Consider the following 22,751-nt stretch of genomic DNA (forward strand, 5'->3'; position numbering starts at 1 on the left):
TCAATCGGCCCGGATTTTGTCCTAGTGTCTATTCCTATGAGTGATGTTCTTGAACTGACTTCTGTCAGTGTCGTCCGGGGTTCCAAGACTCTGCTGGACAAGGTGGACTGGCAGGTCAACGACGGCGAACGGTGGGTCGTCCTTGGTCCCAACGGCGCAGGCAAGACCACGCTCCTCCAGATCGCCGCCGCACGCCTGCACCCGAGCAGCGGAACGGCCGGCATCCTCGACGAAACCCTCGGCCGCGTGGACGTCTTCGAACTGCGCCCCCGCATCGGTCTTTCCTCGGCGGCCCTGGCCAACCACATCCCCGAGCAAGAGAAGGTCCTCAACGTCGTGGTCACCGCCGCGTACGGCGTCACCGGCCGCTGGCGCGAGGGCTACGAGCGCGACGACGAGCGCCGCGCCTTCGCCCTGCTCAACGAATGGGGCATGGGCCCACTCCTGAACCGCACCTTCGCCTCCCTGTCCGAGGGGGAGCGCAAACGCGTCCAGATTGCCCGCGCCCTCATGACCGACCCCGAGCTCCTGCTCCTGGACGAGCCGGGCGCCGGCCTGGACCTGGGCGGACGCGAGGAACTTGTGCACCGCCTCGCCGAACTGGCCAACGACGAGGACGCCCCGGTGATGGTCCTCGTGACCCACCACCTCGAGGAAGTCCCGCCGGGCTTCACGCACGCGATGCTGCTGCGCGACGGCGGCGTGGTCGCTGCCGGGCCCATCGACGAAGTCCTCACAGCGGAACACCTCAGCACCACCTTCGGCGTGGACCTGGACGTCACCGAGAACGCGGGACGCTACACCGCCACCGCCCGCCGCTGAGCCGGCTGTACACGAAACAGTGGAGTTGCTCAGCGGCGTCATCACGTTCATCGCCGGCCTGTGGGCCGGCACCATCAACGCAGTGGTCGGTTCCGGCACGCTTGTGACCTTCCCGGTGCTCATCGCCCTCGGAATCACTCCCGTGGTGGCCTCCATGAGCAACGCCATGGGCCTGGTGGCAGGTGCGGCCGCCGGCGCCTGGGGCTACCGGCGCGAGCTCACCGGCCGCGGCAAGCAGTTGCTGCAGCTTCTTCCGGCGTCGCTGCTGGGCGGCATCACCGGGGCTTGGCTGCTGCTGCACCTGCCGGAGAAGGTCTTCTTCTTCGTTGCCCCCGTACTCCTGGTCCTGGCGCTGCTCATGGTCATCTTCCAACCGCGCCTACAGGCCTGGGTCCGGCGGCGCGAAGAAAACCCGGAGCACGCCATCAAGGACAAGAACCACGGCATCCTGCTCGTGGTGCTCGTCTACCTGGCCGGCGTCTACGGCGGCTACTTCGTGGCGGCCCAGGGCATCCTGCTGGTGGGGATCCTCGGCGTGTTCATGACCGGGACCATCCAGAACGCCAACGCCATGAAGAACATCCTGGTGCTGGGCGTGAACCTGGTCGCCGCCGTGTCCTACATGCTCTTCGCGTTCGGCCGGATCAACTGGACCGTCGTGGCGCTGATCGCCGTCAGCTCGACCATCGGGGGGCTGCTGGGCTCCAAGGTGGGCCGGCGGCTCTCGCCGTCCGTGCTGCGCGGGGTCATCTTCGTCCTCGGCCTGGTGGCGTTCGGATTCATGGTCGCCAACCTGCTGAAATAATCTCCCGGTGACTTTCCACTACCTCGAATCCGCGGACGACCCGCGCGTCTCCGACTACACGCAGCTCACCGACGTACACCTGCGCAAGCTCAGGGAGCCGGAAGAAGGCATGTACATCGCCGAATCCTCCCGGGTGCTTAGGCGCGCCCTCGCCGCCGGCCACCAGCCCCGATCCTTCTTCCTGGCCGAAAAATGGCTTGAGGACCTCGACGACGTTTTCCGGCAATTTCCGGACGTTCCGGTCTACATCGGAGAGGCGAAGCTGCTCGAGCAGATCACCGGATTCCACCTGCACCGCGGCGCGATGGCCGCCATGCACCGGCCCGCCCCGGTCCCGCTGGAAACCCTCCTGGCAGGCGCCCGCCGGGTGGCGGTCCTGGAGGACATCGTGGAACACACCAATGTGAGTGGTCGCAAATTACAAGGGCCGGATCGGGCTCAGATGCAAGGACGATCACGGATCGCGGTCCTTGAGAACCTTACCGACCATACAAACGTAGGTGCGATTTTCCGGAGCGCCGCAGCCATCGGCGTCGACGCTGTATTGGTCTCACCCCAGTGCGCCGACCCGCTCTACCGACGCTCCATCCGGGTGTCGATGGGGACCGTGTTCCAGGTGCCGTGGACGCGGATCGAGTCGTGGCCTTGGGACCTTGAGCTACTCAAGGAAGCGGGCTACTTTGTGGCCGGCATGTCGCTCGGCGAAGGGGCCATCACGCTCGACGAGCTGGTCGCCCAGGACCATCAAAACCTCGCGCTAGTCTTCGGCACCGAGGGTGAAGGATTGAGGCCTGAGACCGATCAGGCGCTCGACGCGCGCGTAACAATCCCGATGATGAACGGCGTCGACTCGCTCAATGTCGCGGCGTCCTCTGCTGTGGCGTTCTACGCGACGCGGTAGCCAATGCCGGACTATAGCTTCAGTGATAGCCGCAGGAAGCGCGACCACGAAATACGGGAGAGTGCCAGAAGACACCAACCACCAACGCTGGACTACACCTGGCTGACTTCTCCCTGGACGCGCTCCGGTGCCGCGAGGAAGGTTACGGATTCGCAGAGTTCCGGCGGCTGGCCAAGGCCAGGGAGCTGCGCTAGCCCGGTGACGTGCTGGAGCAATGGGTGTTCGACCACGGCGGATATGACCCCTTCCTGAACGACTACGGTGACATCGACCTCAGGGGGATCGACTGGCAGGTCGGGGCCTTGAGCGTCGACGACTTTGTGGCGATGCCGACAGGGCCATCCGATGCGGACGTCATCGGCCGTCTGTTGCGGGGACAGCCTCTCGCTGAGAAGCACTTGGTATGGATCGGCAGGCGACGGACGTGACCAGCCACACCAGATGCCCCGGCATGGAGGTCGTCACACCTCGAGCGACTAAAGGAAGACACCGGTACCAGTCCAGGAGCCACAGACGTTGAACTCGCCTACCCAGCTCGCCACTCAGATCCGGTTCCACCTCGAGACCCTCGGTGATGTACCGCATCAATGCCAGCGGCGACTCCCCAGGACCGTCACAGCGGCGGTGATGGCGATGCCGAGGCCGATCGGGACGCTGAAATGGATCTGGAGCAGGAGTACTCCGATCACGGCCCCGGCGAACATAGCGAGGACAGCGCCCAGCCGTCGGTTGAGTAACCGGGGCCGTTGCTTGCCCACAAGTGACTCTCCGGCGAGGGAAGTCATGGTGGAAGTAATGACCACTGTGGTCATGTCTCGTACGCCCAAATGCCGCGCAATCAGGGCCTGGGAGCCCATGTGCATGGCGATAACGGCGGCAACAATGACACCAATGGACTGCCGGCCGACGTCTTCCACGATGAGAGAGATGGCGGCGGTTCCCGTCAACGCGATACAACCCGCTGTGAGAAGGAGCGTGACCCTGCGGTTCCAGCCTTTCGGGCTTGACTGGAGCGTAGATCCGGCAACCGCCGCGCCGAGGAGAAAGGCGCCAAGTGCTACCAGTGGGCCCAAAGTTGGCAGGTTCGCCGCCCCGGCCAACGCCATCGCAAGAATCACCACGTTGCCGGTCATGTTTCCGGTGAAGACGTGATCAAGTCCAAGGTAGCCGACCGCGTCAACCACACCTGTAACGAGCGTGAGGGCCATCATGAGCATCAGTCGGAACTTTTCCGGAGACGACGCATTTTCTTGCGGGGTAGAGGCGGTTTTAGTACCTGAGCTGGCTACGGCTGATGTCATGGTTTAAGGGATCCTTCATCGTGAGGGGTGGTCTCTATGACCACCCCTCGGACATGCTTGTTGGTGGTTTTAGGTGGACTGGCTGGCAACTAAGGCGATGCCGTCGCTCCGGGGATCTGCGCCGGCGGCTAGGGCGCCATCGTAGCGTCGACGTGCAATCATGGAATGGCCGACAAGGTCGTCCCGGCCAGTTGCCGTTCAGGATCGTGAACGTTGTCTCGCCCAACTGGGCAAGGGTGTCATCGTCAATCAGGCCCTCGGCAAGGATGTGGTCGTTGGCCGTCTGTGCGTCCATGCCGCCAACCGCGAAGCGCGGACGGCGGGAGTTATGCTTCCGCCGTCGTGAGCCGCTCGGCTTCCTGCCTCGCATTGTTGGGGCGGCGCTCAGCCTTCAAGCTTGGAATGCTCGCCCAGACGGTGCCATGAACGGTTGTGGTAGACCAGAGCGTCGCCGGGTTCGCCCGCTTGGACGTCACGCATCACGCGGGACTCTAGGGCGTGAACGGCGATGATTGTGGAGGTCCCCACCTCCATGCGATTGATGACGGCGCAGCGCACCCAGGCGCGGACATCGTCATACACCGCTTCGCCGGTTGCAAGGGCCGACCATCGGTGCGTCTGGTCAAAGCGGTCGGCGCCGGGGGTCGCTCCAAACTTCGCCAAGTCGACGTCGTGTGCGTCCAGCAGGTGCACGACGACGGTTTCGGCGCGCGAAAGCACCACGGACGCGGAGGACAGTGCCGAGACCGAGAAAATCAGCAACGGAGGTTCCGCACTCACTGACACGACCGACGATACCGTCAGTGCCACCGGTCCTTCGCCGGCATCAGCCGTGATGACGGCGACACCTCCCGGGTGGCCACGGAACAGTGCTTTGAATTCGTCGGCCGAGAGGGAGGACGGGAAGCTTTGCTTCGGAGCCTCGAGCCAGGTGTCTGCGGGGTAGGCGTGAAACATCGTTAGGACACCCTGGGGGCGGAGCGGGCGAGTTCCTCGCGAATGATGTTCGTCCCTGCGCTGAGAGCACTCAGCTTGGCCAGTGCGACGTCCCGGGGGAACGGTGCCATGCCGCAGTTGGAGCTGGCGATAAGCTTGTCCGCATCGACGAACTCCAGGGCCTTGCGGAGGGTGCTGGCGACGTCCTCCGGGGTCTCGATGGTCTCGCTTGCGACGTCGATTGCCCCGAGCATGACTTTCTTGCCGCGGAGGAGCTCGATGAGGTCCATGGGCACGTGGGAGTTCTGGGATTCCAGCGAGATGATGTCGATGCTGGAGCTCTGAAGCAGCGGGAACGTTTCCTCGTACTGCCGCCACTGTGAGCCGAGCGTCGCCTTCCAGTCATTATTCGCCTTGATCCCGTAGCCGTAGCAGATATGCACGGCGGTCTCCGCACGCAGCCCTTCCGCCGCTCTCTCAAGCGCAGCCACGCCCCATTCCTTGACCTCATCGAGGAAGACGTTGAACGCGGGCTCGTCGAACTGGATGATGTCCACGCCGGCCGCCTCCAGTTCCTTCGCCTCCTGGTTCAGGATCGCAGCGAACTCCCAGGCCAGCTTCTCGCGACTCTTGTAGTGGTCATCGTAGAGCGTGTCCACCATGGTCATTGGACCGGGAAGAGTCCATTTGATCGGCCGGTCGGTGGCTGCGCGGAGGAACTTTGCGTCTTCCACGAATACCGGCCGCTCGCGGCGCACCGCTCCGACGACGGTCGGCACGCTGGCGTCGTAGCGATCGCGGATGCGCACGGTCTTGCGCTGTTCGAAGTCGACCCCGCTGAGATGCTCGATGAAGGTCGTGACGAAGTGCTGGCGGGTTTGCTCGCCGTCGCTGACGATGTCGATGCCGCGTCGGCTCTGCTCGTGGAGCGCGATGCGCAGCGCATCCTGCTTGCCCTCGAGCAGCGCATCTCCCTCCAGCTTCCACGGGGACCAAAGAGTCTCGGGCTGTGCGAGCCACGATGGTTTGGGCAGGCTTCCGACAACGGTGGTGGGCAAAAGTGTGTTCATGATTGACGATTCTCCGTGGGTCAGTTGACGAGAGCGGGGTATTTGGCGGTCCACTGGTCCAATAGATCCTTGTGGGGCGTGATGAAGTGTTCCTCTGTGTACTTCGCCTGCGTGATCGCGAGCTGACCGCGCTCGACGCGGTCGTAAGCAATCTGGGTCCGCGAGTAATCCTGCTCTCCCAGGCTCGGCTGGTAGACGTGGGCGGCGGCGGAGTTCGCGTTGTAGATCTCCGGGCGGTAGATCTTCTGGAACGTCTCCATGGTGCTGATCGTGCCGATGAGCTGCAGGTTGGAGTAGTCGTTGAGCAGGTCGCCGCGGAAATAGAAGGCGAGCGGCGCAACGCTGCCGCGTGGCATGAAGTAGCGAACCTGCAGCCCCATCTTTGCGAAGTACGCGTCCGTCAGCGAGAACTCGTCCTGCTGGTACTCGACGCCCAGGATCGGGTGACGGTTCTCCGTTCGCCGGTACGTCTTGCTCGTGGAGACGCTGATGCACACCACTGGCGGCTGCGGGAAGCGTTCCTGGCATGCAGGGGAATCGAGGAATTGCTGGAACAGTTTGCCGTGAAGATCGCCGAAGTCCTCGGGAACGGTGGGCTTGCCTGAGTCCCCTGCTGCCGCTGGCAGTACGACGCTGAAGTCGAAGTCACGCACGTAGGAGGAGAAGTTGTTCCCCACGATCCCTTGGTGGCGGACCCCGTTCAGCTGGTCGACGATCTGGATGTCGAGAACCTCGAACAGCGGGAACTGCCGATCCGTACCTTCCGCAGTGAACTCTATCTGCACGGACACGATCTCAAGCTCGACCGTGTAGCGGTCCCGGTCCGGGTTGTCCCAGCTTGCGAGATCGTTGAAGCGGCGGCGAATCATGGTCAAGGCGTTGCGGAGGTTCTCCTGGCGGTGCTCGCCCCGTGCCAGGTTGGCGAAATTCGTCGTGATCCGCGAGCCTTCCGACGGGGAGTAGTCCTCGTCGAAGGGGGTCGTGGTGATGCTGAAGGTGAAGTCGTCTGCCATGTGCTGCCAATCCGTTGATGGGCCGGAGACGGCCTTTCGAAGGGGATGTATCCATGGTGCAGCCTTCCGAGGGATATCAAGTAACTAGTGGTTACTATGCATTCATATAGAATCTTCCTATGCCTCAGATTTCGAGCGGATTGACCCTACAGCAGCTCCGTTACTTCATAGAAGTTGCGGCTGAGGGGTCGATCTCCGCGGCCGCCGATCTTCTCTTCGTAGCGCAGCCGACAATGTCCGCTGCGATGAAGGACCTTGAGGCCCGGGTTGGCCGTGCGCTCCTGGTTCGCTCCGCCCGCGGAGTCACCCTTACCGCCGACGGGGTAGAGTTCCTCGGCTACGCGAGGCAGGTCGTCGAGCAGTTCGCTCTCCTCGAGCAGCGCTACCTTGGTAGGCCACCGCGGCGACGTCTGCTCGGGGTGTCAACGCAGCACTACTCGTTCGCGGTGGACGCCTTCGTCCGGATGGTCAAGGCCACTGATGTGGCCGAATACGAGTTCTCGCTGCGTGAGTCCCGTACTTGGGACATCATCGAGGATGTCCGGACGCTCCGCAGCGAGATAGGCATCCTCTACCGGAACGATTTCAACCGGAAGGTCATCGACAAGCTGCTCCGGGAATCCGGGCTCGCGTTCACTCCGCTTTTCCTCGCCGATCCGCACATTTTCATTTCACGGAACCACCCGCTTGCCTCAAAAGAGCGTGCGACTCTCGCCGATCTCGCCGGCTTGCCGCGGCTAACCTTCGATCAAGGTGCGAACAACTCCTTTTACTTCGCCGAGGAGATTCTCTCCACCTTGTCCAGTAAGCAGGAGATCCGGGTCTCTGACCGGGCCACGATCTTCAACCTCATGATCGGGCTCCACGGATACACGATCTCGACGGGCATCATCAGCGGGCAGCTCGACCCGGAGATCGTCGCCATCCCGCTTGACGTTGACGAACGCATCGAGATCGGCTGGATCGGTTACGCCGCGATTCCGCTTACCGACCAAGCGCAGCGCTACCTCAGGGAATTGCGGGCCGTCGTCGCTGAGTTCGGCGTAGCGCTGCTCGACTGACTGCAGTTGAGCGGGCGGGTCTTTACCCTTTCGGTGATTGGACGTGTTTGTTGCAGCCGAGCGGGTTGCTGGTGTCGTATATGCCCGTCGCCGTCGCCGTCGTTGGCATGACCGGGGCGGACGCCAGCGAGGAAACCGGCCTGTTCCAGGTGGGGGCGATCCAGCCAGGGAGATCAGGCCGGGTTTGTAAGGCCGCGGTGCCGTCCTGGCCGCCACCTGTGGAGGCATTGAGCCGCAAACTGATGTTGGCGACGTACCGGCTCGCGGGCGGGAGAAGGTTAAGTGGCTCACCGCATTTGGGGGTGTTCGGGGCCTGACTCCGCCGGCTTCGAGTAGTGACGGGAGGCGATGAGGCGGGGGAGGTTGGAGAGCGCTCCGGCGGCATGGGCTCGGCTGCGCTCGCGAGCCTCGGGGATGCGTGGGTCGTCGGCGTAACGCTCCAGCTCGGCGAAAGGATACAGCCGGCTCGTGCGCGACCAGGCGGACACGGCCGGATGCTGGCCGCGTGCCCGGGCGTTCGCCATCAGCGCGGCGTAGGCGATGAGGAAGTCGACATTCCGATCCCAGAGGTGCAGCGGGCGGCACAGCTTGTTCTTCTGGTCGTCGTCGTGGAGTTCGGCTTCGACGACGCCAAGCATCGCGTACTGGAACGAGACGGTGCCCCAGAACATCGGCTGAAGCGTGATGCGGCCTGGTTCGAAGATCGGACGAAGTGGAGGCCGGACGAGCCCCGACGCCGCGCAGTGGACGTGCAGCGTTTCGCGTGTCGTGGGGATGACACCGTCGTCGAGGATGATGCGGTCGCGCTCGACAGTACGCACGTGGCCGAGGCGGACGACATCCTCGATTTGCCGGAGGAGGGCGATCTCGGCTTCTCCGACAATCGCCCCGTGGAACATCGTGGGTGGCACCGAGGGATCAACCCTTAGCAGGATTCCCTGTTCGTCGAGCCGTGCGAAGAGATCGTCAACCGTCGTCGCTTGGGCCATGGCCTCGATCTGTGCGGCGTTCGCGACGTACTGGTCGACGACTAGGTCGTGCGGCTGCAGGTAGCGTCTATTCGGCCACCAGCCCTCGCGCGGTTTGATCCACGTGAGGTCGGCCGGATCCACACCCCGCTCGAGAAGCCACACGCATGTGTCGAGGGCGGTCTTTCCCGCGCCGATCACGGTGAAGCGTCCGGCCGGGTGGGCGAGTCGGGCGAGCCCGCCGGTGGGGATGCATCGGACTCCATCGGCCACGGCGAACGGCGGGGCGGAGGTGGCGGGGATGCGGCCCTCGAGATACCTGGCATCCACCACGCGGCGGCGCACGGTGACGGGCACGGTGCGGCCGTCCAGGCGGGAGACGATCCGACCCTCGTCAACGAACTCGCACTCGGGCAGGTACAGTACACGACCGGTCGGCAGGAAGACCCGCGTCATCGCCTCTTCGAAATGCGCGCAGATCTCGCTCGGGCCGGCCAGCTCGTACATGCCTGCGTTCGTGCCGCTGACGTCGCGCCTGTTGGCTCCGAATGGCACGGATTCGACGCCATAGAGGTTCGCGGGCTGGTGCAGCCGAACGAACGGATATGCGTCCTGCCAGTGTCCCCCGGGCGCGTGCCGACGATCGACGATCGCGACCGTGGCATCCGAATGCGCGAGGATCCGGTCGGTGAAGACCATCCCCGCTGTCCCAGCGCCGACCACCAGATAGTCGGCTTCGATGCGCCCGCGCACGCACTTACAGTAAACCCGGCCGTCTGCCCAGGGGAATCCTCCGGTGCGCAGGTACGGTCGGGCGGCCGCCCGACAGGTAATCGCCCGGTCCGCACCTGATCTACGGGCGGAAGAGCTGCTCGAACGTGCCCGACTTCGTCGGCGAGAAGGCCGTGCGGCTAGCAGGTGCGATCCTTCAGGTGTGGTCACGCTCCCGGCGCCTTGGGCGGCAAAGGTGCGGGAGCACGTTACAGCACACACTTCAACCAGCCGGGCGACATGCGGGGAGCCCCTATACCCCGGCTACGGCATCGCGTCCTGTCCATGGGGTCCCCATTGTCTGGGCTCGCCACCGCTCCGCCGGCCAGCCGGCAGTCGCTCTCGCTCCCGAACAGATTGCGGCACCTACCAACGTGGGCGCGATCTTCCGCTGGCCCGGGGACCTGGCACTCCTCAAGGCCCAGGCTTCACCATCACGGCGATGGAACTGACGGACGACGCCGTCGATGCGAGCCGGCGTGGACTCGCTGAACGTCGCCGCCGCGTCCGCCGTCGCGTTCTGGGAACTCCGCCCGAGGGACTAAGCAGGCGGTGGAACCGGCGAACCGGTCACGTGGCCGGTTCGACCGGGAGTCCGGCAGCTTTCCACTCCGGAAACCCTTCTTCAAGCCTCAACGCCTGGCGCCCGACTTCGCTCAGCTCACGCACGGCGTCGTCCGCGTACACGCAGTAGGAACCGCGGCAGTACGCCACGATGTCGCGCCCTTCGGGAATCTGCCTCAGGCGGGCCTTCAAATCCGCGACAGGCATTGAAAGGGCGCCCGGGATATGCGCGGCGTCATATTCGGGGCGCGGCCTGACGTCGAGCACTACGACGTCGCCCTGCTTCAGCCGCCGTTGCAGCTCGTCACGGTTGATGGTGCTCAGGCTGGTTCGGTCACCCAGGTATGAGAGGGCAAGCGCCCCCAGCTCGCCCGCATGCGCCTCGGCTGTTTCCCGCAGCGCCCGCCAAAGCCGCTCGACAGCTGGTCCCGCCAGGGAATAGTAGACGCGGGTCCCTGACCGCCTGGAGGTGACCACCCCTGCCCGCAGCAGGCGCTGCAGGTGCTGGGAGGTGTTGGCGACGCTCTGGCGGATCTCCGCGGCCAGTTCTTCCACCGACCGCTCGCCCTGGGAGAGGACGTCCACCAGTTCCGCCCGCCGACCGTTCCCCAGCGCCTTGGCAGCTTCGACAAGGACGTCGAAGAGCGCTTCCTTGGCCCGATGGTCTCCCATGCTGCCCCTCCTCCGGAGAACTATTCAAGAACTCTCTTGACAAGAGTATGGCATTGGGAGTGTTATTCAAGAACTCACTTGAATAAGAAAGGGGGCGGTGGCAAATGGCCGCCATCCAAACTCCACGGAAACAGCAGTCCCGCCTACGCGCAGGCGCCACCCTCATGGCAGTCGCGGGACTCGGATTCGTCGGATACGCCGTGATCTTCTTCGTGCTCAATTTCACGGACGCCTTCCTTGAGCTCGGGATCGGCCCGGACCAGGTGGACAAGGGCAAGGACGAGATCGAGGCCTTCAGCCCGCAGCTGTACCACTACATCAGCCACCTGCACATCGCCGTCAGCGGCTTCATCGCGGCTGCCGGACTGGCCGTCGCAGCCCTGTCCTGGTATGGGGTGCGCCGCGGTGAACGATGGGCCTTCGGCACGGCCATCGTCGTTCCTGTTGTCGGGCTCGGCGTTGCCTTGCCCGCCCACTACCCTTGGGGCCTGGCGACCCTCGGCCACCTCGGTCTGATCTATCTCGCCGTCCTCATCTTCCTCGTCGGAGTCGTGTTGGCATTCACGGCCATAAGAACCCCAGCGAAGGCGTAAAGCCGCACCAACTGCAAGCGGCGGGAACAACCCGGACTGGAGGGGATCACGGACCCGAGAGATCATGAACATCCCCGGGAGCCAGGGCCGGTGCTGGGGCTGCGCCAGAACCTGGCCCAGTTCATCCTGCTGATCGCCGTCAACGCTTGCGTTGGCGGCACCCTCGGACAGGAAAGGACCGTCCTGCCCCTGCTGGCGAGCGACGTTTTTCACGTCGACCGCTACACCAGCGCCCTGACGTACATCCTCGCCTTCGGGCTGGCCAAGGCGGCGACGAACTACTTCGCCGGAACCCTCTCAGACCGGCTCGGCCGCAAGCCGGTGCTCCTGGGGGGATGGCTGGCAGCGATCCCCGTTCCGTTCATGCTCATCTCCGGGCAGGCATGGGAATGGATGGTCGGGGCAAACGTGCTCCTGGGCATCAGCCAGGGACTCACGTGGTCTACGACCGTGATGATGAAGTTGGATCTCGTCGGCCCGTCCCGGAGGGGACTCGCCATGGGCCTGAACGAGGCGGCGGGCTACCTGGGCGTCGCGACCACCGCCTTGGCCACCGGGTACCTTGCGTCCGAATACGGCCTGCGGCCAGTCCCGTTCCTGCTTGGTGCGGCCTTCATCGCCCTCGGCCTTGGGCTGTCCGTCGCGGCCGTCCGCGAGACCCGCGGCCATTCGCTCGTTGAGGCCCGCGCCCACATCGATGCGCACGAGCACGCCCACGGCGGGCTGACGGACCGGCAGGTCTTCACCCTGACCAGCTTCCGCGACCGCTCCCTCGCGGCGGTCAGCCAGGCCGGCATGGTGAACAACCTCAACGACGGCCTCGCCTGGGGCCTCTTTCCGGTCCTGTTCGCAGGAGCCGGGCTGAGCCTTGGCCAAATCGGCATCCTCGCCGCGGCCTATCCTGCGGTGTGGGGCGCCGGGCAACTCCTCACCGGGGCGGCCTCGGACCGGTGGGGGCGCAAGTGGCTCATCGTCGCCGGCATGCTCACCCAGGCCGTGGGACTGGCAACCGTCGCCGCTTCGCGCAGCTTCGGGCCCTGGCTTGCCGCCGCAGCGCTCCTGGGACTGGGGACCGCGATGGTGTACCCGACGCTGCTCGCCGCCATCGGCGACGTCGCCCACCCCGCTTGGCGGGCCCGCTCCGTCGGCGTCTACCGGCTCTGGCGCGACGGCGGTTTCGCTGTGGGGGCGCTCCTGTCCGGCGTCCTCGCGGACCTGTACGGGATCCCCACCGCTATAGCTGCCGTCGCCGCGATCACTGCCGCATCAGGCCTCCTAGTCGCCTTCCGCATGCGCGGCAACGACCACGCACCAAGATAGCGCCTATGGCGCAGTCCAGGCCTGGCCGGTTCGCCAGTTCCCCCCGCATCCGCTAGGATTGTTTGTTGGCCCGGGAGCCGCGGAACGTTCATCGTCCGCAGGCACACGGACCACCTCCATTCATACCTGGCAGCTGGCAAAATCCAGCGGCGCGAACAAAGGTCCAATTATGAAGTCTGATATCCACCCGAAGTACGAAGCTGTTGTTTTCAACGACCTCGCTTCCGGCGTCAAGTTCCTGACCAAGTCCACCGTGTCTTCCTCCAAGACCATCGAGTGGGAAGACGGCAACACCTACCCGGTCATCGACGTCGAAATCTCCTCCGAGTCCCACCCGTTCTACACGGGCAAGCAGCGCATCATGGACTCCGCAGGCCGTGTCGAGCGCTTCAACGCTCGCTTCAAGGGCTTCGGCGCCAAGAAGTAATCGACTTCATCTAAGTCACCTAAGCAGAGCCCGCGTCCCGCCAAGGGACGCGGGCTTTGTTGTTCTCCGGCTCTGTTGTTCTCCGGCAGGGTTGTTCTCCGGCTCTGTTGTTCTCCGCTAGAGCGGTTTTCCGGCAGGATGGTGGACATGACTTCCCGCTCCGATTCCCCCGAGTCCGACGCCGGCCGCCTCCACGGCGAGTTCAAGGTTCCTGGCGGCAAGCTCGTCGTCGTGGACTGCCGGCTGGTGGACGGCAAGCTGGCGGAGGTCTCCGTCAGCGGCGACTTCTTCCTCGAACCGGACGAAGCATTGCAGGACATCAACCGCGCCCTCAGCGGCCAAGCTGCGGAGTCAACGCCGGGTGAGCTCGCCGCCGCCGTGACCGCCACCCTGCCGGAAGAGGCCGTCCTGTTCGGTTTTTCGGCCGAAGCGGTGGCCATCGCCGTCCGCCGGGCACTGTCCAAAGCCACCGGCTGGCTGGACCACCAGTGGGAGGTGATTCCGCCGTCGGTCCTTCCCACGCACGTCAATGTCGCCCTGGATGAAGTCCTCACCGAGGAAGTCGGCGCCGGCCGCCGCAACCCCACCCTGCGCTTCTGGGACTGGGAGGAGCCATCCGTGGTGATCGGCAGCTTCCAGTCCGTCCGCAACGAAGTGGACCCCGACGGCGTTGCCCGCCACGGCATCACGGTGGTCCGGCGCATCAGCGGCGGGGGAGCCATGTTCATGGAAGCCGGAAACTGCATCACCTATTCCCTCTACCTGCCGCAGACCCTCGTGGACGGCATCAGCTTCGCCGACTCCTACGCCTTCCTGGACGCCTGGGTGATGGCCGCACTGGAGAAGCTCGGGATCACGGCCTTCTATGTGCCCCTCAACGACATCGCCACGGAGCAGGGGAAGATCGGCGGGGCCGCACAGAAGCGCCTTGCCAACGGCGGCATGCTGCACCACGTCACCATGAGCTACGACATCGACGCTGACAAGATGGTGGAGGTGCTGCGGATCGGAAAGGAAAAGCTCTCCGACAAGGGCACCCGCAGCGCGAAGAAGCGGGTGGACCCGTTGCGCAGGCAGAGCGGCCTGCCCCGGGAGGCCATCATCAAGGCGATGCAGGATGTCTTCACGGAGCGCTACGGGGCCGTGGAAACGCGCCTTAGCGATGCCGAGGTGGCCGCGGCGGAGGAACGCGTGCGGAGCAAGTTCGGCACCGATGAATGGTTGTACAGGATTCCTTAGTTCCGCCCGCTACGGTTGCTATTCCTCCTCCTCGGGGAACGCCTCCGGGTAGGGGAAAAGGTGTCCGTTGCAGAGCATGCCCGGGCTGGGCACCTCGGACTTGAACCCCGCCCTGACGATCTGGCCGTAGGACTGGACCCTGCCACCCTCCACCGGATCATCGGGGACATCGTTCAGGCCGGAGAACGAACAGATGGAGTTCGCATGTTCTGGGCCGCGTTCCACCTGGCCCTGAGCGGACGCCGGTGCTGCCGACAGGCCCACAAAGGCCACGGTGCAGACGGCTGCCGTCAGTAGGGATTTCCTGAGCATGGCGGTTCCTCATTCCTTCGCTGGATGGCTGGTGCACGCGATGCTACTAAGGTCTGCCGGGCCCGGACACCGTAGTTGGTACTCGATTAATCCAGCAAATGAGTTCAAGCTACCCGCATTTTCGTGACCGGCTACTCGGCCGGGGCTAGCGCGGCACGGCCTGTGCGCGCAGCGCCCGCAGCAGGTGGTCGCGCTGCTCCAGGACGATGCGCCGCAGTGCCCGCGGCGCATCCGCATGCCCTGTGAGCCAGGCGTCCGTGCGCAGGAGCACCGCGTGCTCCTCGGGTGCGGTACCTTCCGGGAGATCCTGCCCGGCCGGGAACAGCCCGCGCACGATCCGTCCTGCAATCTCAATACTGCGCTCCCGCCACACCCGCTCCAGGCAGTCGAAATAGGGCTCGATGTAGGCATCCAGCATGCCGGAGGGCGCCGTCATGAAGCCCGCGATCGTGGCCCCGAGGATCTCGTTGGACAGCGCAGTCGACTTGACGGCGGCTTGCCAGGCCTCCGCCTTCACAGCGGCGTCGGGCCGCGCCGCGGACGCGAGGGCATGGCCTTCCCGTCCCGAGGCCGTGGTGTCCCTCGCCAGCTCCGCCTCGAGTTCGGCGGGCGTCGCCGCACCGTTCGCGGCGAGGGCCTGCCACAGGCTCCAGCGCAGCTCGGCGTCCACGGCCAGGCCCGCGACGTCCTCTGTCCCGGACAGCAACCCGCGGAGCAGCCCAAGCCGGCCACCGTCGTGCCGGGACACCCCGGCGAGCGTCCGCACCCAGGCAAGCTGCTGATCGGAGCCGGGGACGGAATCCCGGAGGCGGGCCGCTGCCGTGTTAAGGAGTCCGCTGCGCACCTTGTCCCGCTGTGCGGCAGGCACATAGCGTTCCACCGCCGTCGCGGCATTGCCCAGGATGTTCAGCAGAACGCCGATGCCGCTTTCGGCGGGGGCGAAGCGTTCGACGGCGGCCACGTACAGTTCCGCCGGCGTCTCGGCGTCGCGCGCCGAGTCCCAGAGGGCGGTCCAGCAGAGCGCCCGCGCCATGGGATCGTCGATCCGGTCGAGGGCCTCGCGGGCCGTCGCCTCGGACCGCCCATCCAGGCGGACCTTGGCGTAGCTGAGGTCCTCGTCGTTGACCAGCAGCAGGGCGGGGCGTGGCCTGCCGGCCAGGCCGGGCACCGCGGTCAGCGGCCCGTCGACGTCGAGCTCCAGGCTGTCCGTCCGGCGCAGGGCACCGGAGTCGCCGTCGTCGTAGTCGTAGAGTCCCAGCTTGAGCCGGTGCGGCCGGTGCTCCTGCCGGCCCGTGGCCGGATCCACGGAGTCCTGGCGGAGGAGCACGGATTCCATGATCTCGCCGATGCTGCCAGTGCCGCCCGGGCCGTCAGTAATTTCCGCGCTGAGGGTGGAGATGCCCGAGGTCTGGAGCCATTGCCGGCTCCAACTGCCAAGGTCCCGGCCGGACGCGGTTTCGAGGGCCCCAAGCAGATCCGCCAGGGAGGTGTTGCCGAACGCGTGCTCGCGGAAGTACTGACGCGAACCGTTGATGAAGGCCTCGAAGCCGACGTACGCCACCAACTGCTTGAGGACCGAGGCGCCCTTGGCATAGGTGATGCCGTCGAAGTTCTGCTTAGCCGCTTCCAGGTCCGGGATGTCGGCGACGATCGGGTGCGTCGTCGGCAACTGGTCCTGCAGGTAGGCCCAGGCCTTGCGCTTGTTGGCAAAGCTCACCCACGCCGATTCCCAGGAGGTGGCCCGGTCCACGCCCAGCGTGCCCATGAAGTCGGCGAAGGACTCCTTGAGCCAGAGGTCGTCCCACCAGCGCATGGTCACCAGGTCGCCGAACCACATGTGCGCCATCTCGTGCATCAGGGTGTTGGCGCGGGCCTCGTACTGGGCGTCGGTGGCGCGGGAGGTGAAAACGTACTTTTCGGTGAAGGTCACCAGGCCGGGGTTCTCCATGGCGCCGAGGTTGTATTCCGGAACGAACGCCTGCTCGTACTTGCCCCACGGATAGGGGAAGTCGAAGAGCCGGTTGAAGAAGTCCAGCCCGGCCTTCGTCAGTGCGAACAGCTCCGGAGCGTCGAAGGACTCCGCCAGGGACGCGCGGCAGTAGAGGGCCAGCGGCACCTCAAGCCGGGCGCCGTCGTCGAGCACCGTGCTCCAGTTGTCCTCAGCGCGGAAGTACGGCCCCGCCAGTATCGAGGTGATGTAGGTGGACATGCGCTTGGTGGTGGCGAAGTCCCAGGTGCTGGCGTCGGGATCGCCGGCCAGCGGGGCGCGGCCGGACTCCGCGCCGTTGGACGCCACGTGCCAGTCCGACGGCGCCGCCACGTGGAAGGTGAACTCCGCCTTCAGCTCTGGCTGTTCGAAGTTTGCGAACACGCGCCGGGCGTCTGCCGGCTCGTACTGCGTATACAGATAGCACTTGCCGTCCGCGGGATCGAAGAAGCGGTGCATGCCTTCACCGGAGCGGCTGTACAAGGCGGTGCCGGTGACGATCACCTCGTTGTCGGCGGCCAGGTTCCGCAGCTGGATCCGGTCTCCGTCGACGGCGGACCCCAGGTCCAGTTCCTCGCCGTTCAGGAAGACGCTGTGCACCCCGCCGTGGATGAAATCCAGGAAGGTGTCCGCACCCGGCACTGCCGAGAAAGCGATGAAGGTGCGGCTGGTGTAGCCGTCGACGGCGGGATCCGCCGCGTGCCGCACGTCCAGCGAGATGTCGTACCGGTGGGTGGTCACCAGTGCGGAACGGGCGGCTGCTTCAGCGCGGGTGAGGTTCGACACTCACTTATCTAACCACGCAGCGGGCCCGCCGGAGCGGCGCGGCCGGGCGCCCGCCCATAGTGGCGGGCAGGTATATATTGGCAGCTACGGGGCCGGGGGAATACCGGAAGAGGCGCTCTCTTCCGGCACCGGCTCCGCAGCGGTGAGGGCGTGAAGTGCGTCACATAATCGGCGAGAAATGCGCCCGTAATGAATAGGTGATTACCTGAGTCCTATGTCAGAGCTATTCCAGGATTATTCCGAGGCCGTGGCCCGCTCCGGCGCCTACGACGAGATGTTCGCGCCGGGCTTGATAGCCAGGAAGTCGTACGGCCAGGTCGAGGGGGCCCTGAAGGAACTGTCGCTGGCAGACGTCAGTGCGCGTGCTGAATCCATGGCACGGACCTTCCTGGACCGCGGCGTTACCTTCGACTATGCGGGGGAGGAACGGCCCTTCCCGCTGGACATCGTGCCCCGGGTGATACCTGCCGACGAATGGGAAACCCTGGAACGCGGCGTCGCCCAGCGCGTGCGCGCCCTCGAAGCCTTCCTCGACGACGTCTACGGCCGGATGTCCGTGGTGTCCGACGGCGTCATTCCGCGCCAGCTGGTCACCACGAGTGCCCACTTCCACCGGGCCGTGCACGGCTTCGAGCCCGCGGGCGGCGTGCGCGTGCACGTCTCCGGCATCGACGTGGTCCGCGACGCCGCCGGTACCTTCCGCGTCCTGGAGGACAACGTACGCGTACCTTCCGGGGTCAGCTATGTCCTGGAGAACCGCCGCGCCATGGCCAAAGGCCTTCCCGAAGCGTTCGGCCAGCAGCACATCCGTCCTGTCGAAGAGTATCCGCGCCGCCTGCTGTCCGCGCTGCGCAAGACCGCGCCGTCCGGCGTCGACGATCCCACGGTCGTCGTCCTGACCCCGGGCGTCTTCAACAGCGCCTACTTCGAACACACCCTCCTTGCCGGCCTCATGGGCGTGGAGCTCGTGGAGGGCCGCGACCTCATTTGCCGCGGCAACCGGGTTTACATGCGCACCACCGCCGGCGAGCAGCGCGTGGATGTCATCTACAAACGCATCGACGACGACTTCCTCGATCCGCTGCAGTTCCGCTCCGATTCCATGCTCGGCTGCCCCGGACTGGTCAACGCGGCCCGCGCCGGCGGGGTCACCATCGCCAACGCGGTGGGCAACGGCGTCGCCGACGACAAACTCGTCTACAGCTACGTTCCGGACCTCATCAGGTACTACCTGCACGAAGAGCCGGTCATCGCCAACGTGGACACCTTCCGCCTGGAGGAGAACGAAGCCCGCGAACACGTGCTGGACCGCCTGGACGAGCTCGTGGTGAAACCCGTGGACGGTTCCGGCGGCAAGGGCCTGGTGATCGGCCCGGCCGCATCCAAGGACGAACTCGACGCATTGCGCCAGCGGATCCTGACGGACCCGCGCGGCTGGATCGCCCAGCCCGTGCTGCAGCTCTCCACCGTGCCCACGCTCTCCGGGGACAAGTTCGGCCCGCGCCACGTGGACCTGCGCCCCTTCGCCGTGAACGACGGCGACGACGTCTGGGTGCTGCCCGGCGGACTCACCCGGGTGGCACTGAAGGAGGGGTCGCTGATCGTGAACTCCAGCCAAGGAGGCGGTTCGAAGGACACCTGGGTGCTCTCCGATTCGCCGCAGCTGCCCGGACCGGACCTTCCACGGCAGAGCATCACCGTCCGCGAGCAGGTGTCCGTATGGCCCGTGGAAAGCAACTGGCGCGACCGCCAGTCGGAGCAGGAACAGCAATGAGCCTGTTCCAGCCCGCCCTCTCTATTGACCAGACCCCGAACGCCAAGGAGGCAGGCCCGTGCTGAGCCGTATTGCCGAGTCACTCTTCTGGATCGGCCGCTATGTGGAACGTGCCGACGGCACCGCCAGGATCCTGGACGTCCACCTCGAGCGCTTGAACCACCTTCCGCTCGACGAACAGCGCAGCGTAGCCCGCGAACTCCTGGCCGTGATGGGTGCGCGGCCGCAGAGCGAGGAGTTCGGCCTGCCGGAACTGCTCCACGCGCTGGCCTACGACAAGTCCAATGCTTCCTCGATCGCCGGATCCCTGGGCGCAGCGCGGGAGAACGCCCGGCGCGCCCGCGAAACGGTGTCGTCCTCGCTGTGGGAGTGCCTCAACACGACGTACTACGGGCTGAACCAGCACCGCAAGGATGTCGTGGGCACCTATCGCTTCTGCAACTGGGTCTTGGAACGCACCGCGATGGTCCGCGGCCTCGCCGACACCACCGTCAGCCACGACGAAAGCTGGCTCTTCCTGGTCCTGGGCCGGTCGCTGGAACGCGCCGACATGACGGCCCGCATGCTCTCCACCCGGGATGTCCTCTCCGCGGGCATGTCCTGGGTGAACATGCTGCGCTGCGCGGGCGCTTACGAGTCCTTCCTGCGCACCCGGCGGGCCGCCTTCGGCGACCAGCACGCGGCAGAGTTCCTGCTCCTGGACCGACTGTTCCCGCGCTCCATCGTGTACGCGCTGCGCGACGCCGACGAGTGCCTTGCCAAGCTTGACCCTTCGGCCCAGCGCGTCGGCTTCATCAACGACGCCCGCCGGATCGTGGGCCAGGCCAGGACCTTCCTCGAATTCCACCGGACGGATGACCTCATGGCCGAGCTTCCCGAGCACATGGACCGTGTGCAGAAGGCGGTCACGCAGGCCTCCGACGCGATTTCCCGTAAGTACTTCAATCAGGCGGATGAACTGGCCTGGGTGGGAGAAGTTTCATGACCCGGCTGAGCATCGTCCACAAGACCGCGTACAAGTACAACAAGCGCGTCACCCTGTCCTACAACGAAGCCCGGATGACCCCGCTGACCGACCCCCAGCAGGTGGTCCTGGAAACGTCGCTGAAGGTTACGCCGTCGCAGGCAGCCGTCAGCACCTACCGCGACTACTGGGGCACCCGCGTCACCGCATTCGACATGCAGATGCCGCACGAACGGCTGGAGGTTGTGGCCACCAGCACGGTCGAAGTGCACCGGGCCGAGAAGATCGCGTTGCCGGAGCAGATTGTCGACTGGGAAACGCTCGACTCCGACGCCGTACGGGACCAATTCAGCGACTGGCTTCCGCAGTCCCAGCTGAGCGGCCCCGGCGCCGAAGTCCTGTCCATCATCCCCGGGGTCGTGGCGGGCCGTAACCCGCACGACGCCGCAATGTCCGTCTTCGAATGGATGCGCGGCGAGATGACCTACATGAAGGGCAGCACCCTGGTCACCACGAATGCCGAGCAGGCGTGGACCCAGCGGCAGGGCGTCTGCCAGGACCTCGCCCACCTGGCGATCGGCTCCCTGCGCAGCTGTGGCATTCCGGCGCGCTACGTCTCCGGGTACATCCACCCGCGTTCGACGGCGGAGATCGGCGAAACCGTGGCCGGCCAGTCGCACGCTTGGCTGGAGTGGTGGGACGGCGAGTGGCGAAGCTGGGACCCCACCAACCACAAGCCGGCCGGCGACCACCACGTGACGGTGGCGCGCGGCCGGGACTATCGCGACGTTCCGCCGCTGAAGGGCATCCTGTCCGGCGGCGGGGGATCGGCGTTGACCGTGACCGTGGAGATCACCCGCCTGGCCTGAACACGGGCTTGAGCAGACGCGGGTTTAGGCAGCTGTGGCCGGCACCGGAAATCCGGTGCCGGCCACAGCGGTCAGAAGCGCAGGCTGTTACCAGGGGCTGGGCTTGTAGTCCTTGAGGAAGACGCCAAACTGGTCCACGCCCTGCTCGCCCATCACGATCGGATCGTAGACGCGGGCTGCGCCGTCCACCAGGTCCAGCGGAGCATGGAAGCCTTCCTCCATGAGCCGGACCTTGGTGTAATGCGGGCGTTCGTCGGTGATCCAGCCGGTGTCCACTGCGGTCATCAGGATGCCGTCGGTGTCCAGCATTTCCTGGGCGCTGGTGCGAGTCATCATGTTCAGTGCCGCCTTGGCCATGTTGGTGTGCGGGTGGCCGGGGCCCTTGTAAACCCGGGAGAACTGCCCTTCCATGGCCGAGACGTTCACGATGTATTTCCGACGGGCGGTGGAGCGCTTCATGGCCTCCCGCAGGCGGCTCACCAGCAGGAACGGCGCGGTGACGTTGCACAGCTGGACTTCGAGCATTTCCAGCGGGTCGACCTCGTCCACCACCTGTGTCCAGCTGTTCATGGTGGCCAGATCCGGGACCAGGCCCCCGGCGTCGATGGCCGTGCCGCTGGCGATGCGTTCCAGCGAGGCGGAACCCGTGGACAAAGCCAGCGAGGTGATGGCGTCACCGGCCAGGACGGGGTGTTCATTGACGCTGTGGGCGATGGCCAGGGGATGCTTGTCGTGGGCGTGGCCGAACGTGACGAGTTCCGGACCGCCGTTGCCGGCCTGCAGTGCCGCGGGCAGCGGTTCGTCCTCGGCATCCACCAGCGGCTTGTACGCGTTGCCGGAGCGCCGCACTGTCTGGGCCGCGTTGTTGATGATGATGTCCAGCGGGCCGGCCGCGCTCAGGGAGTCCGTCAGGGCCATCACCTGGGACGGGTCGCGCAGGTCGATGCCGACGATCTTCAGGCGGTGCAACCACTCGGCGCTGTCCTCCATCGCTGCGAAACGGCGGGCGGCGTCCTTGGGGAAGCGGGTGGTGATGGTGGTGTGGGCGCCGTCGCGCAACAGCCGCAGGGCGATGTACATGCCAATCTTCGCCCGCCCGCCGGTGAGGAGGGCGCGGCGGCCAGTCAGGTCCGTCCGAGCGTCGCGCTTGCCGTGGCTGAAGGCGGCACACTCAGGGCACAGCTGGTGGTAGAAGGCGTCCACCTGGGTGTAGTGCTGTTTGCAGATGTAACAGGGCCGGGAACGGATCAGGTGCCCGGCGATCTCCCCGGTCGCCGAACTGGCAAGCTTGTTGCCGCGGGTTTCGTCGTCAATGCGGTCGGGAGCCGCCGTCGCGGTCATCGCCATGACGGCGCGGTCGGCCTCGGCGATGGCGTCACGCTTGGTGACCCGGCGGTGGCGCTTGACCGCCTTGAACATCTTCCCAGTGGCACGACGGACGGCGACGTAGTCCGGGTGCTCCTCGTCGTAGGCGTGGATCGTGTTCAGGACCTTAAGGCAGGCCTGGATCTCTTCAGGCGTCAACTCGGAACTCATTGCTCCGATTTTACAGGCCCGCGGAAGGGCCTCAAAAGGAAAGCCTCCCCGTGCGGTGCA

General features: G+C 65.6%; 21 protein-coding genes and 1 pseudogene. 13 read left to right on the top strand and 9 right to left on the bottom strand.

From position 1 onward, the window contains the following. Positions 1-36: 36 nt before the first annotated feature. The 4 genes from ACZ9CK_RS08615 (at position 37) to ACZ9CK_RS08630 (ending at position 2,956) form a co-directional block, all read left to right on the top strand. Entirely contained in the window at positions 37-822 is a 786-nt protein-coding gene (locus tag ACZ9CK_RS08615) for an ABC transporter ATP-binding protein (protein WP_426297513.1), read from the top strand. 19 nt (positions 823-841) lie between these two features. Then, on the top strand, positions 842-1,627 hold the full coding sequence (locus ACZ9CK_RS08620; RefSeq protein ID WP_426297515.1) for a sulfite exporter TauE/SafE family protein: 786 nt from the start codon (positions 842-844) through the stop codon (positions 1,625-1,627). Between the two features lie 7 nt (positions 1,628-1,634). Continuing rightward, positions 1,635-2,528 (top strand): TrmH family RNA methyltransferase, encoded by an 894-nt coding sequence (locus ACZ9CK_RS08625; RefSeq protein WP_476049753.1) that lies wholly within the window; start codon positions 1,635-1,637, stop codon positions 2,526-2,528. Between the two features lie 203 nt (positions 2,529-2,731). After that, complete coding sequence (locus tag ACZ9CK_RS08630; RefSeq protein ID WP_426297519.1) at positions 2,732-2,956, top strand: hypothetical protein; 225 nt, start codon at positions 2,732-2,734, stop codon at positions 2,954-2,956. A 156-nt stretch (positions 2,957-3,112) separates the two neighbouring features. Here ACZ9CK_RS08630 and ACZ9CK_RS08635 read toward each other — a convergent pair whose 3' ends face one another. The 4 genes from ACZ9CK_RS08635 to ACZ9CK_RS08650 form a co-directional block, all read right to left on the bottom strand. After that, positions 3,113-3,829 (bottom strand): YoaK family protein, encoded by a 717-nt coding sequence (locus tag ACZ9CK_RS08635; protein WP_476049754.1) that lies wholly within the window; start codon positions 3,827-3,829, stop codon positions 3,113-3,115. Between the two features lie 384 nt (positions 3,830-4,213). Continuing rightward, positions 4,214-4,786: a flavin reductase family protein gene (locus ACZ9CK_RS08640; protein WP_426297523.1), complete on the bottom strand. Its 573-nt coding sequence runs from the start codon at positions 4,784-4,786 to the stop codon at positions 4,214-4,216. A 2-nt stretch (positions 4,787-4,788) separates the two neighbouring features. Then, the gene (locus tag ACZ9CK_RS08645; RefSeq protein WP_476049755.1) at positions 4,789-5,835 is read right to left on the bottom strand and encodes a methionine synthase; all 1,047 of its coding nucleotides are present in this window, start codon (positions 5,833-5,835) and stop codon (positions 4,789-4,791) included. Positions 5,836-5,855: 20 nt separating this feature from the next. Beyond that, a complete protein-coding gene (locus tag ACZ9CK_RS08650; RefSeq protein ID WP_476049756.1) occupies positions 5,856-6,848 on the bottom strand; it encodes a DUF1852 domain-containing protein in 993 nt (330 codons plus the stop codon). Between the two features lie 119 nt (positions 6,849-6,967). Between ACZ9CK_RS08650 and ACZ9CK_RS08655 the strand changes: the two genes are divergently transcribed. Continuing rightward, complete coding sequence (locus ACZ9CK_RS08655; protein ID WP_426297529.1) at positions 6,968-7,909, top strand: LysR family transcriptional regulator; 942 nt, start codon at positions 6,968-6,970, stop codon at positions 7,907-7,909. 287 nt (positions 7,910-8,196) lie between these two features. On the opposite strand, the gene ACZ9CK_RS08660 is transcribed toward ACZ9CK_RS08655, so the two are convergent. Further along, positions 8,197-9,630 (bottom strand): NAD(P)-binding protein, encoded by a 1,434-nt coding sequence (locus tag ACZ9CK_RS08660; RefSeq protein ID WP_476049757.1) that lies wholly within the window; start codon positions 9,628-9,630, stop codon positions 8,197-8,199. Between the two features lie 485 nt (positions 9,631-10,115). Here ACZ9CK_RS08660 and ACZ9CK_RS08665 point away from each other — a divergent pair. Continuing rightward, positions 10,116-10,193 (top strand): annotated as a pseudogene (locus ACZ9CK_RS08665) (TrmH family RNA methyltransferase); the annotation flags it as partial. Positions 10,194-10,218: 25 nt separating this feature from the next. Here ACZ9CK_RS08665 and ACZ9CK_RS08670 read toward each other — a convergent pair. After that, positions 10,219-10,884, bottom strand: a complete 666-nt coding sequence (locus ACZ9CK_RS08670) for an ArsR/SmtB family transcription factor (RefSeq protein ID WP_426297533.1) — start codon at positions 10,882-10,884, stop codon at positions 10,219-10,221. A 104-nt stretch (positions 10,885-10,988) separates the two neighbouring features. Between ACZ9CK_RS08670 and ACZ9CK_RS08675 the strand changes: the two genes are divergently transcribed. The 4 genes from ACZ9CK_RS08675 (at position 10,989) to ACZ9CK_RS08690 (ending at position 14,463) form a co-directional block, all read left to right on the top strand. Further along, a complete protein-coding gene (locus ACZ9CK_RS08675) occupies positions 10,989-11,477 on the top strand; it encodes a hypothetical protein (protein WP_476049758.1) in 489 nt (162 codons plus the stop codon). 90 nt (positions 11,478-11,567) lie between these two features. Next, positions 11,568-12,797, top strand: coding sequence for an MFS transporter (locus tag ACZ9CK_RS08680; protein ID WP_426297537.1), 1,230 nt, complete (start codon positions 11,568-11,570; stop codon positions 12,795-12,797). A gap of 169 nt (positions 12,798-12,966) precedes the next feature. Next, positions 12,967-13,224: a type B 50S ribosomal protein L31 gene (locus ACZ9CK_RS08685; protein WP_074589571.1), complete on the top strand. Its 258-nt coding sequence runs from the start codon at positions 12,967-12,969 to the stop codon at positions 13,222-13,224. Positions 13,225-13,371: 147 nt separating this feature from the next. Beyond that, the gene (locus tag ACZ9CK_RS08690) at positions 13,372-14,463 is read left to right on the top strand and encodes a lipoate--protein ligase family protein (RefSeq protein ID WP_476049759.1); all 1,092 of its coding nucleotides are present in this window, start codon (positions 13,372-13,374) and stop codon (positions 14,461-14,463) included. Positions 14,464-14,481: 18 nt separating this feature from the next. Here ACZ9CK_RS08690 and ACZ9CK_RS08695 read toward each other — a convergent pair whose 3' ends face one another. Together ACZ9CK_RS08695 and pepN are read right to left on the bottom strand one after the other, a co-directional pair. After that, positions 14,482-14,775, bottom strand: coding sequence for a hypothetical protein (locus tag ACZ9CK_RS08695; protein ID WP_426297542.1), 294 nt, complete (start codon positions 14,773-14,775; stop codon positions 14,482-14,484). 145 nt (positions 14,776-14,920) lie between these two features. Next, a complete protein-coding gene (pepN, locus tag ACZ9CK_RS08700; RefSeq protein ID WP_476049760.1) occupies positions 14,921-17,548 on the bottom strand; it encodes an aminopeptidase N in 2,628 nt (875 codons plus the stop codon). Positions 17,549-17,762: 214 nt separating this feature from the next. Here pepN and ACZ9CK_RS08705 point away from each other — a divergent pair, with 214 nt between their 5' ends. From ACZ9CK_RS08705 to ACZ9CK_RS08715, 3 genes are read left to right on the top strand one after another with little or no spacing between them, the layout of a single operon-like run. After that, positions 17,763-19,322 (top strand): circularly permuted type 2 ATP-grasp protein, encoded by a 1,560-nt coding sequence (locus tag ACZ9CK_RS08705; protein WP_476049761.1) that lies wholly within the window; start codon positions 17,763-17,765, stop codon positions 19,320-19,322. A 58-nt stretch (positions 19,323-19,380) separates the two neighbouring features. Further along, entirely contained in the window at positions 19,381-20,307 is a 927-nt protein-coding gene (locus tag ACZ9CK_RS08710) for an alpha-E domain-containing protein (protein WP_120520208.1), read from the top strand. Further along, positions 20,304-21,155 (top strand): transglutaminase family protein, encoded by an 852-nt coding sequence (locus ACZ9CK_RS08715; RefSeq protein ID WP_426297548.1) that lies wholly within the window; start codon positions 20,304-20,306, stop codon positions 21,153-21,155. The genes ACZ9CK_RS08710 and ACZ9CK_RS08715 overlap by 4 nt, the downstream gene beginning before the upstream one ends. A gap of 87 nt (positions 21,156-21,242) precedes the next feature. On the opposite strand, the gene ACZ9CK_RS08720 is transcribed toward ACZ9CK_RS08715, so the two are convergent. Continuing rightward, a complete protein-coding gene (locus tag ACZ9CK_RS08720) occupies positions 21,243-22,691 on the bottom strand; it encodes an SDR family NAD(P)-dependent oxidoreductase (RefSeq protein WP_476049762.1) in 1,449 nt (482 codons plus the stop codon). Between the last annotated feature and the right edge of the window lie 60 nt (positions 22,692-22,751).

Source organism: Arthrobacter sp. TE26545 (genome assembly GCF_056279005.1).

Bases quoted from the DNA above. Each gene is read 5' to 3' on its own strand.
- ACZ9CK_RS08615 (WP_426297513.1), top strand. From the start codon at position 37: ATGAGTGATGTTCTTGAACTGACTTCTGTCAGTGTCGTCCGGGGTTCC.
- ACZ9CK_RS08635 (WP_476049754.1), bottom strand. From the start codon at position 3,829: ATGACATCAGCCGTAGCCAGCTCAGGTACTAAAACCGCCTCTACCCCG.
- ACZ9CK_RS08640 (WP_426297523.1), bottom strand. From the start codon at position 4,786: ATGTTTCACGCCTACCCCGCAGACACCTGGCTCGAGGCTCCGAAGCAA.
- ACZ9CK_RS08645 (WP_476049755.1), bottom strand. From the start codon at position 5,835: ATGAACACACTTTTGCCCACCACCGTTGTCGGAAGCCTGCCCAAACCA.
- ACZ9CK_RS08650 (WP_476049756.1), bottom strand. From the start codon at position 6,848: ATGGCAGACGACTTCACCTTCAGCATCACCACGACCCCCTTCGACGAG.
- ACZ9CK_RS08655 (WP_426297529.1), top strand. From the start codon at position 6,968: ATGCCTCAGATTTCGAGCGGATTGACCCTACAGCAGCTCCGTTACTTC.
- ACZ9CK_RS08670 (WP_426297533.1), bottom strand. From the start codon at position 10,884: ATGGGAGACCATCGGGCCAAGGAAGCGCTCTTCGACGTCCTTGTCGAA.
- ACZ9CK_RS08675 (WP_476049758.1), top strand. From the start codon at position 10,989: ATGGCCGCCATCCAAACTCCACGGAAACAGCAGTCCCGCCTACGCGCA.
- ACZ9CK_RS08685 (WP_074589571.1), top strand. From the start codon at position 12,967: ATGAAGTCTGATATCCACCCGAAGTACGAAGCTGTTGTTTTCAACGAC.
- ACZ9CK_RS08690 (WP_476049759.1), top strand. From the start codon at position 13,372: ATGACTTCCCGCTCCGATTCCCCCGAGTCCGACGCCGGCCGCCTCCAC.
- ACZ9CK_RS08695 (WP_426297542.1), bottom strand. From the start codon at position 14,775: ATGCTCAGGAAATCCCTACTGACGGCAGCCGTCTGCACCGTGGCCTTT.
- ACZ9CK_RS08705 (WP_476049761.1), top strand. From the start codon at position 17,763: ATGTCAGAGCTATTCCAGGATTATTCCGAGGCCGTGGCCCGCTCCGGC.
- ACZ9CK_RS08715 (WP_426297548.1), top strand. From the start codon at position 20,304: ATGACCCGGCTGAGCATCGTCCACAAGACCGCGTACAAGTACAACAAG.
- ACZ9CK_RS08720 (WP_476049762.1), bottom strand. From the start codon at position 22,691: ATGAGTTCCGAGTTGACGCCTGAAGAGATCCAGGCCTGCCTTAAGGTC.